Below are 13,511 nucleotides of genomic sequence, written 5' to 3'. Positions count from 1 at the left end.
AATGCTTATACACCCTAACTTTTAACTACAAACAAACATAATCAAAACAATTTAACAGCATCGTACAGATTACAACCTGGACGATCAGCGTTAGCACTAATAAAATGGTTTACGATTGTGCTATACTCCGCCGCCTTACGAAACCGTTACACAAAACAACGGTGTACCAACCGAGACCGAGGAACACAAATGAGCACTCCTGATTTTTCCACCGCAGACAACAGTAGTGAACTGGCTATTGAAGTTACCTGCCTGAAAGCTATGCTGACTCAGATGCTGAAAGCCATGGGCCAAGCCGATGCAGGCAAGGTTATCATCAAAATGGAAAAGCAAATTGCTCAGATGGACGACTCGGCACACGCAGAAGTCTTTGGTAATACTGTTAAGCAAATTAAACAGGCTTACCGTCAGTAATCGTTAAACGGCGGCTGGATGAGGAATTTTTCTCCAGCCGTTTCGTTGAAGAGTCATCGAATTAACTCCCCTTTCAAATTATTCCAATCGCTGCCGCATAACAGGCAATTTGTGTTTTATTTGGCGCGTTAAATTTCTTCTGCATATTTTTCTGATGAAAATTGACGGTATTTTCTGATATCGACAAAATAATAGCTATTTCAGCCGATGTTTTTCCTTCCCCCGTCCACTGCAATATTTCCCGCTCGCGCTTGCTGAGTTTTAATGTCAGCGCATCCATAGACGGATCGTTGAGACGCGTTAATGTCATCAGGCTCAATTCACCCAAATACTGCAGACGTAACTGAAGCTCATCACCAGGTAATACTTTCCCTTTGCCCTGAGTACGTGAAACCGAGTAAAAACCGATTGCCCGATTAGGTGCCATTACACACTGACTAATGCCGCGGCGCAGGCCGTGATCCCTTGCCGCATCCCAGAACTGCGGGGTATCACTAAAAAGCTCGTCATCCCAGGGTAAATGACCACGCATAAAGTTTTCCGGGCGTAGCACCGGGTCAATCGCAAAGTAGTTTTCTGCATGGTAGTGATCGAGCCAGCTTTGAGGATAGGAAGACCTTAAAGAGGTTTTAGGACGAGTAAATGGCACCGGGTGACGTATACATAGCGAGTAATAGTCAAACTCCAACAGCTCAGTTTGCTGATGCAGAATTTTTGTTATTTCATCAGCCTGAGTGACAGACTGGAAGATATTAAGCGCATCCAGCCGCCAGCTAAAAAAGTTACGATCATCCATTATATCTGGCGAATCTCCTGACATTGAATTCATTTTCAAATGTAATGCTTAACGCTATCACATTTACCAACATTCTTTATATGATTTAACTGCAACAACAGCTGAATATTGAAAGTCATTACTCAATAGTTATTTTTTATTTATAACGCTTATTAATTATAGGGTTAGTTCACTATAAATAAATGGCCCCATTTGGGGCCGTTCAAGCTACTGCGTCAGGAACTTTTCAAGAAATTGCTGGGTACGAGCCTGCTTAGGGTTAGCAAATAACTCACGAGCCGGACCCTGTTCAACAATACGCCCCTGGTCCATGAAAATAGCTCGGTCAGCAACATCACGAGCAAAGCTCATTTCATGGGTCACAATCACCATGGTTCGCTTCTCTTCAGCCAGCTGGCGGATTGTACTCAACACTTCCCCCACCAGCTCCGGATCGAGTGCTGAGGTTGGCTCATCAAACAGAATCACTTCCGGGCGCATCGCCAGCGCACGGGCAATCGCTACACGCTGTTGCTGGCCACCTGAAAGGCGGCGCGGGTAACTGGTTTCTTTGCCGCTTAACCCAACTTTCGCCAGCAGCTCGCGAGCACGTGCTATTGCCTCTTCCTTCGGCTCACCTTTAACAATCACCGGCCCTTCAATGATATTTTCAATCACCGTGCGGTGCGGGAAAAGGTTGAAACTTTGGAATACAAAACCAACATGCTGGCGCAGTTCGCGCACTTTATTCTTTTGCTTATTCAGCGAAAGCGCTGCATCAATGGAGATATCGCCAACCCTGATGGTTCCCGACTCCGGTTGTTCCAGCAAGTTAATGCAACGTAAGAGCGTAGTTTTACCTGAGCCGCTTGGCCCAATAATCGCCACCACTTCACCCGCTTTTACTTCCAGATCGATGCCATGCAGCACGGTCTGCCCATGGAATTTCTTGATCAGTTGTTTTACGTCGATGGCACTCATTTTGGATCCCTGTCCTGGCGATTGAGTTGATTTTCAAAGTAGTTCTGCAACGAAGAGAGCACCGTTGCCATCACCCAGTAAATCAAGGAAGCCGCGAGATACATGGTAAACACCTCAAGCGTGCGCGAAGTAATAAGCTGAGCCTGACGAAACAACTCGGGAACCTGAATTGTGGCTGCAAGCGAGGTGTCTTTCACCAGACTGATAAAGCTATTACTCAGTGGTGGTAATGCCACGCGCGCGGCCTGCGGTAAAATCGCCCGACGCAAAGTTTGCCACGGCGTCATACCGATACTTGCCGCCGCTTCCCACTGCCCTTTCTCAATTGATGAAATGGCAGCACGCAGAGTTTCTGATGCATATGCCGCCATATTCAACGACAAACCAATCATTGCAGCCGGAATAGGATCTAGCTCAATACCAAACTGCGGCAGGCCGTAATAGATCATAAACAGCTGTGCGATTAACGGCGTACCACGAAAAATCGAAACATAGAAACGTGAGAGCAGTGAAAACGGCCAAAATCGTGACAAGCGCATCAGCGCCAGTAAAAAACCGAGAATCAGCCCAAAGAACATACCGCCGATGCTGAGTTGCAGCGTGAACACCGCACCTTTGAGCAGAAATGGCGCTGAATCCAGCACCAGTTGAATACTTTCTTGCATAGTAACCCTGTATTTTATTATGACTTAGACATGCGGATGGTAAGCAAACAACGCTGGCGCCCCACCGGTATGAATAAAGATAATCGGGCCTTCGTCTTTAAAACGCTTCTGGGTAACGCCGTCTATCAACCCCGCCATCGCTTTGCCAGTGTAAACCGGATCGAGCAGTATCCCTTCCAGGCGGGCGAGAATTTTAATCGCCTCAAGCCCTTCTTCGTTCGGCGTGCCGTAGCCCGGAGCGAAGTAGTCATCCCAAAGTTTAATCGGATTGTTTGCGCTGACACTAAGCGACTGCGCCACAGCCTGCTGCAATGCTTCCACTTTCGGTAATTGCTGAGCAATGGTGCGCGACACGGTAACGCCAATTAAATCAACATCCGGCATAAGCTGTTCAAGCCCTACCGCAAGTCCTGCATGAGTCCCGGCGCTTCCGGACGCAACAACAACAGATGATACGCTCACCGCACCTTCACACTGCTGGGCGATTTCCAGCGCGCTTTCCACATAACCCAACGCACCCAGTGCATTCGAGCCACCCACCGGAATCACGTACGGGCGAAAACCCTGTGCTTCAAGACGAACGGCTATTTCTTCGAGTTGTTGGTCCGGCGAATGCAACGCATCACACATTTCAATTTCGACATCAAACAGGTCGAGCATCAAACGGTTGCCATTGGTGAGATAGTTTTCTGCCTGTGTACCAATCGGGTTTTCCAGCAAAGCGACACATTTCAGGCCAAGCTTTGCAGCAACCGCTGCAGTTTGGCGAACGTGATTCGACTGAATTGCCCCTGCGGTGACCAGCGTGTCAGCCCCTTCACGTAATGCGTCAGCCGCCAGAAACTCAAGTTTACGCAGCTTATTCCCACCCATCGCCATAGGGGTTGTGTCGTCACGCTTGATGTAGATTTCACGGCCGAGATAGTCAGAAAAACGCGGCAAATATTCGAGTGGCGTCGGGGCGCCGATAAATTCCAGACGCGGGAAACGCGTCAGATTGTGCAGTGACATGAGCAACTCCATACACTTATTAAAAATTCATATCTCTTCATTATGCACGAGCCTGGCCGAATGCCCGCAAATGCAAATAAAAAAAGGTGCTGAAATCAGCACCTTTTTTCAGGCTTTCGGAAACTACTTAGTCACGTCAGCACCAAACCACTTCTCGGAAAGCTTCGCTAAAGAACCATCTTTCTGCATTTCAGCGATACCTTTGTTGATAGCTTCAACCAGGTCTTCGTTGCCTTTACGTACGGCAACACCTGCTTCCTGACGAGAGAATGGAGCGCCAGCTACTGCCAGGGTATCTTTAGTTTTCTTCACCAGATCCAGTGCCGCCAGGCGGTCAACCAGAATGGCATCGATACGACCTACGCGCAGATCCTGATACTTAGTTGGGTCATCATCATAAGTGCGGATATCAACGCCCTGCACATTGGCACGCAACCACTCTTCGTAGTTTGTCCCAAGGCCAACGCCCACTTTCTTACCTTTCAGCGACTCAGGTCCGGTAATGCTGCCTTCATTGCCTTTCTTCACCAGCGCCTGAATACCAGAAACGGTGTATGGCGTGGAGAAATCATATTTTTGCTTACGCACATCGGAAATTGTGACCTGATTAATCACCACATCGATGCGTTTGGAGTCCAGTGACGCCAGCATGCCGTCCCATTTAGTCGGCTTAAGCGCGGCTTTCACGCCCAGGTGCTGTGCCAGTTGTTCTGCAAATTCCACTTCAAAACCGGTCAGTTTGCCATCATCACCCTGGAAGCTAAACGGAGGGTAAGTCCCTTCCAGCCCAACCAGCAACGTGCCGCGTTCTTTAACTTTATTGAGTAAGTTTTCCGCCGCAAACGTCTGCACACTCGCGCCAGCTACCATTGCCACAGCCAGCACGCCCATTAGCGCCTGACGCCCCACCATTGCTAATTTCATAGATACCCCGAATGTCGATAATTTGATGTAGTGTAACGACTTAATATAATCAATCAAAACCACTACGCTACAAGTTATGCCATTTTAATATATACCCTTATCTTTCAAGTTGCAGGTGCGTTGGCTGCTCTCTTTCATCCGAATCACTTACTACAGTAAGCTCATCGGGATTCACTCGCTTGCCGCCTTCCTGCAACATGAAATCTTTTGGGTAATGATCAGAAGTTGATTTATTTTCCTGGAAATGGGCATGGGTATTTTGGTTCAGGGTCTGGAACTGCCCGTACTTGCGCAGTGCAATACGGTAATTGTTGGTGCTGGTTGGCGGTAACCATTCTTCCAGGGAATCGTCGAAGAAGGCCTTAGTTGAAGTGGGAGATGGGATGTTTTGTAGGGCAAAATGATTCCCCAGACGACGCAGGCGCACCACATATTCGCGGATAGTGCCGTGGCTCATCTCAGTTTGCTCGAACAGGTATTCTTTAAAGCCAATGATATCGAAATAGTGTTTCTGCTCTTTGCAATACAAATCACCGCAAAAACGGCACAGTGCTGCCCAGGACTGGCGTTCAGCCTGCCAGCCATTTTCATCTATTAAGGTATCAAGTTGGGCAATTGCGGTTTTGCTGACAATCTCACCCCCACGCGTAAGCGTGATTCTGTCGAGCAATTTTGCGCACTGCGCGCAATGCGTTTGTGTGTGTTTAAAGTCTTTCAAATAACGGCTTAATGGCCGTTTTTTTAATTGCTGCACCGTCATTATGTAATCCCGATTATCTCGCCAAATACCCAAATAATTCGAGTCGCACCGCGGCGGCAAGAGAACAAATCCCGATGAGCTTACGTCAGTAAGTGATTCGGGCGCGTGCACGCTGCCAACAAAGATGCGACTTGAAGTATGACGGGCATTTACAACTTACCGAGCTTAGTGCGTAAACGTTTAATCGCCTGGCTGTGCAACTGACTGACGCGCGACTCCCCTACTTCCAGCACCGCGCCAATCTCTTTCAGATTCAGCTCTTCCTGGTAGTAAAGTGTCAGCACCATCTTTTCGCGATCGGGTAACGCATCAATTGCGCCCATCACACGTTCACGCAAATTCCCTTCCAACAGTTGTTGAAGCGGGTTTGCCTGCTGATGCTCTTCAGTAATCAGTTCGATACTATCGCCATGCTCTTCACGCCACTCATCATAAGAGAAGAGTTGGCTGTTATTGGTGTCGAGCAACATCTGACGGTATTCGTTGAGCGGGATATCCAACCGGTCAGCCACTTCAGTTTCAGTCGCATTACGGCCCAGCTCTTGCTCCAGTTGACCAATTGCCTGCGCCACGCCGCGGGCATTACGCCTGACGCTGCGGGGCACCCAGTCACGGCTGCGCAACTCATCAAGCATCGCCCCACGGATGCGCTGCACCGCGTAGGTAGTAAATGCCGTTCCTTGCAGGGCATCATAACGGTCCACTGCGTTTAACAACCCGATGCCGCCCGCCTGTAGCAGGTCGTCAAGCTCCACACTCGCGGGCAGGCGTACCTGCAGGCGCAATGCTTCGTGACGCACCAGCGGTACATAACGCTGCCACAGCGAGTGTTTATCCATCACACCTTCAGCGGTATACAGTGAATTCACGATAAACAGCCCTGCGTTAGTTGAGTTATCGGCATGATTATCCGTTTCTGGAGGGTTTTTAATCGCAAGAATAGTGGGTGAAATAAGGGGTTATTTGGGGGTTATGGGTAACAATGGATATGAAAAAACCCCGCAAGCGCGGGGTTTGGTCAGGAATGTGCGTTTTTTTATGAAACTTAACGCAGCAGAGACAGAACGCCCTGCGGAACCTGGTTTGCCTGTGCCAGAACAGAAGTACCCGCCTGCTGCAGGATCTGCGCTTTAGACATGTTGGAAACTTCGGTCGCGTAGTCAGCATCTTCGATACGGCTACGAGCAGAGGTCAGGTTGTTTACGGTGTTACCCAAGTTGGTGATAGCAGAATCGAAACGGTTCTGTACCGCACCAAGGTCAGAACGTAGAGCGTCAACTTGAGCCAATGCTGCATCAATTTTAGTCAATGGATCAGTAGCTTTAGTAGTCGAGATAGACGTTACAGTGTCAGTTTTAAGGTTTTTGCCACTTAGATCGCTTGCATTATAAGTTTTTCCATCAGCGGTTTTAATGACTTCTGTTTTACCTTCAGAACCCCCTAATTGCACTTTTACATTATTTTGTGCAGTACCTGATGCATCTGTGTAAGAAGCGGTTTTAACAGAAACATCACCTGATTTTTCATCCACAGTTGCAGCATATTGCTTACCATCATCACCGATCAATGCATAAGAGCCGGTATCTTTGCCATTTGCATCTTGTAATTTAAAGAGCTTGGCGTTGGTAATTGATGCCGTTGCTGCATCAGTTCCAATTTTGACAGCAACTGTAGAGCCATCTGAACCAGAAACAGTTGTGGCAGTTGTTAAGTTACCAGGTGTAGGTTGAGTAGTAGCTTTATTGCCAAGGGTAAGCTGACCAGCAGTAGCTGATGCTGGATCTTTATCAACAGCAACTGAATAGTAGCCGTTCTCCGCTGGCACATCAGAGCCTGTTACTTCAACAAACAGATTTCCATTTGTGTCAGTCATGACTACGCCATTGCGTGCACCTGCTGTACTTGTACCAGAAGCTTTAGCTGCAATATCGGCATCTAATGTTGTGGCTGCATCGAGGGTTATAGGTGTACCAGCAGAACCAAATGAAGTCGTAGCCTGCGCGGCAGGTTTTAAGGTAGTTGCATCTTTAACACCAAAACCAGTCAAACCTAAAGTTTCAGAGTTAATTTCCTGCAAATTGATAGTGATAGTCTCACCATCATTAGCACCAACCTGAATAGTCATTCCCTGTGTTTCAGACAAAACTTTGACGCCGTTGAATTGAGTTTGTCCAGAAACGCGGTCAATTTCATTCAAACGCTGTTGGATTTCAGCCTGGATAGATGACAAATCGCTATCTGAATTAGTTTGGTTAGATGATTGCACAGCAAGTTCACGAACACGTTGCAGGTTGTTGTTGATTTCATTCAACGCACCTTCTGTGGTTTGTGCAAGAGAAATACCATCATTGGCGTTACGAGAAGCCTGAGTCAAGCCTTTGATATTCGAAGTGAAGCGGTTGGCAATGGCCTGGCCCGCTGCATCGTCTTTAGCGCTGTTAATACGCAGACCAGAAGACAGGCGCTCGATTGCGGTGCCCAGAGTTGACTGAGATTTATTCAGATTGTTTTGGGTCAACAGCGACAGGCTGTTAGTGTTGATAACTTGTGCCATGATTTTATCCTTATCAATTCACATTTTGTGGTTGGGCTGTTGCCCACGGTTTCTCACCGTCTACCCATGTATCGGCACACTATTTTCGAACTTTAGAAAAATTTCACTTTTTAACTAGCCGCAGAAATAACCCGCAACGCCTTCATTATTCCCTCCATTAAATACCTTCAAATATCATTAAACTTTGCGCTCTCAATGCCGATACCAACATGAATAATTGTTAGTAATGAAAAGGGATTAATAATGGCTAGCGTTTCTTCATTAGGGGTCGGCTCCAATCTACCACTGGATACACTGTTAACTAACCTAAGTACGGCTGAGAAAGGCCGACTCACTCCGATAACTGCACAACAATCCAGTTATAGCGCCAAACTGACAGCTTACGGTTCACTTAAAAGTGCGATTGAAAAATTCCAGACCGCGAATACCTCGCTTAATGACGCCACCCTTTTTAAAAGCAGTACCGCAACCAGCAGCACCACGGATTTGGGTGTTAGCACTGGTGCAGGGGCCGCTGCAGGTAAATACACTATTAGCGTGACTCAGCTGGCGCAGGCACAGTCTCTGGCTACTGGCGGAATCGCCAACGCTACGGACAAGCAAAGCACTGTTACATCAACCGACCGTACGCTGGTTATCAACCAGCCAGGGCGTGAAAAGTCACTGGAAATCAAACTCACCGACGATCAGACGTCGCTGAATGGTATTCGCGATGCGATTAATACTGCCGACGGTGGTGTTTCTGCGAGCGTTATTAAAAACAGTGAAGGCAAATTCCAGCTGGTTATTACTTCTACCGAAACCGGCGAAGACAAAGCAATGACGATTAGTGTCACTGGCGACAGCGAGCTAAACGAACTTATTGGCTATGATTCTACCGCCACGAAAAATGGGTTAACTGAAACGATTTCTGCTCAAGATGCCGAGTTAACCATCAACAATATTAAAGTAGTAAGCGGTAGCAATACCGTTAAGGACACCCCAGAAGGAGTCACTTTAGTTCTTAATAAAGAAGTGACTAACGCTACCGTCACCATCACTAAAAGCAACGACAAAGCGACAACCGCGATTAAAGCCTGGGTTGATGCCTACAACTCAATGCTGGACACCTTCAGCTCCCTGACGAAATACAGTGCAGTGGATGCAGGTGCTGACCAAAGCGCGGGTAACGGCGTGTTATTGGGTGACAGCGTGGTTCGCACCATCCAGACGGGCATTCGTGGTCAATTTACGACGGGCGACACTGGTTCGAAATTTAGTACCCTGTCGCAGATCGGCATTGCTCAAGATCCCACGACCGGCAAGCTCAAAATTGACGACGATAAGCTCAAAACAGCTCTCACAACTAACTCTGTTGATACTCAGAAATTACTCGTCGGCGATGGCAAAACAACCGGTATCACCACAACAACCGCCAACCTGGTAAAAAGCTACCTGGCTGACGATGGCATTATCGACAGCGCCACCACCAGCATCAACTCCACACTGAAAAGTCTGACCAAGCAATACCTTGCTGTCAGCACCAGCATTGACGACACCATTGCCCGATATAAAGCTCAGTTTACGCAACTCGATACAATGATGAGCAAGCTGAACAACACCAGTTCATATCTGACTCAACAATTCTCATCCAGCAGTTCCTGATAACAAGGGGTAATTATGTACAGCGCGCGGGGTACACAAGCATATGCTCAGATAGGTGTGGAAAGCGCCGTCATGAGCGCGAGTCCTCATCAATTGATTGTTTTGCTTTTCGATGGAGCATTAAGCGCCCTGGTTAGAGCTCGCTTGTTTATGCAGCAAGGAGAGGTGGCAGCGAAGGGTGAAGCACTGAGCAAAGCTATCAATATTATTGATAACGGTCTGAAGGCAGGACTCAATCATGAACAAGGTGGCGAATTAGTAGACAGTTTATCTTCTCTATACGACTATTTGGTTCGCCGTCTATTGCAAGCAAATTTACATAATGATGTTAGTGCAATAGAGGAGGTCGAAAGGCTATTAACCAATATTGCGGATGCCTGGAAACAGATCTCACCTCTGAATGCTGCGCGGGAGCCTGCCTAATGTCGCCGTATGTAGAACTGATCAGCCGCTGGCAGAACGTGGTGCTGTTAAGCCAGTCGTTGCTGGAACTGGCACAGCGTGGCGAGTGGGATTTATTGCTGGAGCAGGAAGTCGCTTACCTGCAAGGCATTGAGACGCTTAACGCCAACCCTATTCCACCAGGGACGACGAAAAGCGTGCAGGATATGTTGCAGCAAAAACTAGAGCAAATTCTGGAAAATGAGCAGGCGCTTAAAAACTTATTACAGCAGCGCCTGGACGAACTGAGTTCGTTAATCGGCCAGTCATCGCGCCAGCAAACCCTGAACCACACGTATGGAAGGTTATCAGGCCAGTTACTGGTACCTGATGCACCACAATAATTTTGCCTCACACTGCAAAGCATTCAATAACTAATCCGCTAATCATCCTAAAATCTTCCATACTCCAGTGGTCAGCTAAATGACTCCTGGAGCGTGGACTCGATGAAAAACCCAACCTTGTTGCAATTTTTCCATTGGTATTACCCCGGTGGGGGTCAGTTGTGGGCAGAAGTCGCCGAACGCGCGGCAACGCTCAATGATATCGGCGTCAATATGGTCTGGCTGCCACCGGCTTACAAAGGTAGCTCCGGTGGCTATTCGGTGGGATATGACTGTTACGATCTTTTTGATCTCGGTGAATTCGACCAAAAAGGCTCTGTGGCGACCAAATACGGCGATAAAGCGCAATTGCTGGCAGCAATAAAAGCCCTAAAAGAAAACGATATTGCTGTGCTGCTTGATGTGGTGGTTAACCACAAAATGGGCGCTGATGAGAAAGAGCGCATTCAGGTCAATCGTGTCAACGAAGAAAACCGTAATGAAATAGACGACGAAGTTATCGAATGCGAAGCCTGGACGCGTTACACCTTCCCTGCCCGTGCCGGTCAATACTCGAAATTTGTCTGGGATTACAAATGCTTTAGTGGCGTTGACCACATCGAAAACCCAAATGAGGACGGTATTTTCAAGATAATCAATGATTATACCGGTGAAGGGTGGAACGACCAGGTTGATGATGAGCTCGGCAATTTCGACTATCTAATGGGCGAGAATATCGATTTTCGCAATCACGCCGTAACAGAAGAGTTGAAATACTGGGCACGCTGGGTAATGGAAGAGACGGGTTGTAACGGCTTCCGCCTCGATGCGGTCAAACACATTCCGGCGTGGTTCTACAAAGAGTGGATTGAACATGTTCAGGAAGTGGCTGAACAACCGCTGTTTGTTGTTGCAGAATACTGGTCCCATGAAGTCGATAAACTTCAGGAATATATCGCGCAGGTCGATGGCAAAACGATGCTGTTTGATGCACCGCTGCAAATGAAATTCCACGAGGCGTCAAAACAAGGTCGCGATTACGACATGAGCCAGATTTTCACCGGCACGCTAGTTGAAGCTGACCCTTTCCATGCCGTCACTCTCGTTGCCAACCATGACACGCAACCCCTGCAATCACTTGAAGCACCTGTAGAACCGTGGTTCAAACCCTTAGCTTATGCTCTGATTTTGCTGCGCGAAAACGGTGTGCCGAGTGTGTTTTATCCCGATTTATTTGGCGCCAGTTACGATGACGAAGGTGGCGATGGCGAAACTTACCACATCGACATGCCGATAATTGAGCAGTTGGATGATTTAATCCATGCCCGTGAACGCTTCGCCCACGGCGTGCAAACGCTATGGTTTGATCACCCTAATTGCATCGCCTTTAGCCGCAGCGGTACCGATGAAAATCCAGGTTGCGTGGTGGTGTTATCAAACGGTGATGATGGCGAGAAAACTATTACGCTCGGCGATAATTACGGCAGCAAAAACTGGCGGGATTATCTGGGCAACCGTGAAGAAACCGTCACCACCGATGAAAAAGGTAGTGCGACATTTTCCTGCAACGGCGGAAGCGTCAGCGTGTGGGTAATGGAAGAGGTGTTATAGATTGACTGAAACTTCCCTCTCCAGTTAAAGGAGAGGGAATCATCACTTACGGTAATTTGCTATCCAGCGGGTTCTTCTGCAAATAATCAGCACATTCTTGCGTCGGACGATCAACACGTTTCAGGGTCATACCGGCATATTCCAGCGTATCGCCTTCACGCTCAACGCTATAAACATCGCGTTTGTTGGTCACGTTATACCAGTCATCTGAACGCACAGTCAGTTTACCTGGCAGAGCAAGCACGCGCTGCCACTGGCGGCAATCGAGCGTATCCCCTTGCGGTGTGACCACAAGAGTCGCGATCGCTTCCGGGCTCACCATCTCACTTTGTGGGCCTTGTGACTGCCAGTAACCAGCAAGCCCTGCAGGCGCTGGGGTTTTAACCACTTCGCGGTAATTATCAACCTGCACACAACCGCTTAACGCCAGCAACACTGTCAATAATGCAATCTTCTTCATCATCTATCCCGACTGCGGAGAAAAAATAATTTTCGCATTAAAGCACTTAGCCCGCCAGTGTTTCAGTAGCTTGCAACCCATCGAAGGAGATTAAGACTCCCCATCTTCACGTCTGAGTGTATACGGCTCATTCTTATCGGCTACTCAACGCCAGTTTTGTTGCAAACAGCATGAACACTCCGCCGGTGGCACGATCCATCCATTTCACAATGGCTGGGATCTTAAGCAGATCCGACGCATAACGCGTTGCCATAATTAAGGTTAATGACCAAAGTGTGCCTAAAACGACATGAATAGAGACCAACAGGAATGTCCAGATAATGGGCGAATGCCCTGCAGGTATAAATTGAGGTAAGAACGAAACGTAGAACACACCGATCTTAGGATTTAATACGTTTCCGAGCATTCCTCTCAAAAACCAATTACTTGAGGTGGGCCGTTCAAGCTGACTTGTATCAAATGTATGACGAGGCCTAAGAATGAGTTGTATCCCAAGCCAGAATAAATACACAGCGCCACACCACTTGAGAATATCGTAAGCCAGCTCAGATGCAGCAAGTAGCGCACCCAGTCCAAAAGCGACTAAAGCGCCCCAGATAAAACAGCCGGTATCGATGCCTAGTGCAGCCTGAAAGGCCTTTTTTCCACCTTCGACAGTAGCCGTCCGCAGGATAAGTGCGGTATCAAGCCCAGGAGTCAGCGTTAAGAGGAGTGCAGCAATTGAGAAGGCAAGAAGGGAATCCGCGACAGACATTTTCTATCTCCGAAAGAGCGGATGTTACTGAAAAGTTAACATTCGCACAATTGAAACCTACTCAAGTTATAGCGACTTTTTCATGATTATCCTGGCCTGGGCCATTCCAGTAAGGCGCGGCACAGCAAATCTTTTACCAGACTCAATGGCGAGTTGCAGATTATGAATTAAGATTATTCTTATAAATCTTAAAA

14 protein-coding genes and 1 pseudogene are annotated in these 13,511 nt (G+C 47.8%); 5 read left to right on the top strand and 10 right to left on the bottom strand.

The window, feature by feature from the left end:
• The first annotated feature begins 189 nt into the window (after positions 1-189).
• Positions 190-414 (top strand): DUF2594 family protein, encoded by a 225-nt coding sequence (locus AC0IXI_RS09315; RefSeq protein WP_034458173.1) that lies wholly within the window; start codon positions 190-192, stop codon positions 412-414.
• 73 nt (positions 415-487) lie between these two features.
• Here the strand turns inward: AC0IXI_RS09315 and sdiA are convergent, their stop codons facing one another.
• The 8 genes and pseudogenes from sdiA to AC0IXI_RS09275 form a co-directional block, all read right to left on the bottom strand.
• Positions 488-1,210, bottom strand: a complete 723-nt coding sequence (gene sdiA, locus AC0IXI_RS09310) for a transcriptional regulator SdiA (protein WP_064512041.1) — start codon at positions 1,208-1,210, stop codon at positions 488-490.
• 207 nt (positions 1,211-1,417) lie between these two features.
• The gene (gene tcyN / locus AC0IXI_RS09305; protein WP_064512042.1) at positions 1,418-2,170 is read right to left on the bottom strand and encodes an L-cystine ABC transporter ATP-binding protein TcyN; all 753 of its coding nucleotides are present in this window, start codon (positions 2,168-2,170) and stop codon (positions 1,418-1,420) included.
• Positions 2,167-2,835: a cystine ABC transporter permease gene (gene tcyL / locus AC0IXI_RS09300; RefSeq protein WP_064512043.1), complete on the bottom strand. Its 669-nt coding sequence runs from the start codon at positions 2,833-2,835 to the stop codon at positions 2,167-2,169. The genes tcyN and tcyL overlap by 4 nt, the downstream gene beginning before the upstream one ends.
• 24 nt (positions 2,836-2,859) lie before the next feature.
• Positions 2,860-3,846, bottom strand: a complete 987-nt coding sequence (gene dcyD / locus AC0IXI_RS09295) for a D-cysteine desulfhydrase (protein WP_471682303.1) — start codon at positions 3,844-3,846, stop codon at positions 2,860-2,862.
• A 123-nt stretch (positions 3,847-3,969) separates the two neighbouring features.
• Positions 3,970-4,770: a cystine ABC transporter substrate-binding protein gene (gene tcyJ, locus AC0IXI_RS09290; RefSeq protein WP_064512045.1), complete on the bottom strand. Its 801-nt coding sequence runs from the start codon at positions 4,768-4,770 to the stop codon at positions 3,970-3,972.
• A 211-nt stretch (positions 4,771-4,981) separates the two neighbouring features.
• A pseudogene (fliZ, locus tag AC0IXI_RS09285) lies at positions 4,982-5,530 on the bottom strand (flagella biosynthesis regulatory protein FliZ); the annotation flags it as partial.
• A 149-nt stretch (positions 5,531-5,679) separates the two neighbouring features.
• Positions 5,680-6,399 (bottom strand): RNA polymerase sigma factor FliA, encoded by a 720-nt coding sequence (locus AC0IXI_RS09280; RefSeq protein ID WP_064512046.1) that lies wholly within the window; start codon positions 6,397-6,399, stop codon positions 5,680-5,682.
• A 176-nt stretch (positions 6,400-6,575) separates the two neighbouring features.
• Positions 6,576-8,084, bottom strand: coding sequence for a flagellin N-terminal helical domain-containing protein (locus AC0IXI_RS09275; protein WP_471682302.1), 1,509 nt, complete (start codon positions 8,082-8,084; stop codon positions 6,576-6,578).
• Positions 8,085-8,327: 243 nt separating this feature from the next.
• On the opposite strand from AC0IXI_RS09275, the gene fliD reads away from it, so the two are divergent.
• The 4 genes from fliD to amyA all read left to right on the top strand — a co-directional run bounded on the left by fliD (position 8,328) and on the right by amyA (position 12,103).
• Positions 8,328-9,728, top strand: a complete 1,401-nt coding sequence (gene fliD / locus AC0IXI_RS09270; protein WP_471682301.1) for a flagellar filament capping protein FliD — start codon at positions 8,328-8,330, stop codon at positions 9,726-9,728.
• Positions 9,729-9,743: 15 nt separating this feature from the next.
• A complete protein-coding gene (gene fliS, locus AC0IXI_RS09265) occupies positions 9,744-10,151 on the top strand; it encodes a flagellar export chaperone FliS (protein WP_232864734.1) in 408 nt (135 codons plus the stop codon).
• Positions 10,151-10,513, top strand: coding sequence for a flagella biosynthesis regulatory protein FliT (gene fliT, locus AC0IXI_RS09260; RefSeq protein WP_471682300.1), 363 nt, complete (start codon positions 10,151-10,153; stop codon positions 10,511-10,513). Before fliS ends, fliT begins: the two co-directional genes overlap by 1 nt.
• A 102-nt stretch (positions 10,514-10,615) precedes the next feature.
• The gene (gene amyA, locus AC0IXI_RS09255; RefSeq protein ID WP_134186647.1) at positions 10,616-12,103 is read left to right on the top strand and encodes an alpha-amylase; all 1,488 of its coding nucleotides are present in this window, start codon (positions 10,616-10,618) and stop codon (positions 12,101-12,103) included.
• 46 nt (positions 12,104-12,149) lie between these two features.
• Here amyA and yedD read toward each other — a convergent pair whose 3' ends face one another.
• Complete coding sequence (gene yedD, locus AC0IXI_RS09250) at positions 12,150-12,563, bottom strand: lipoprotein YedD (RefSeq protein ID WP_064512139.1); 414 nt, start codon at positions 12,561-12,563, stop codon at positions 12,150-12,152.
• A 133-nt stretch (positions 12,564-12,696) separates the two neighbouring features.
• Positions 12,697-13,317, bottom strand: a complete 621-nt coding sequence (locus AC0IXI_RS09245; protein WP_471682299.1) for a LysE family translocator — start codon at positions 13,315-13,317, stop codon at positions 12,697-12,699.
• Between the last annotated feature and the right edge of the window lie 194 nt (positions 13,318-13,511).

The sequence above is a fragment of the Buttiauxella sp. AC038 genome (assembly GCF_979253565.1).
This window is presented reverse-complemented; position numbering and strand designations above follow the sequence as displayed.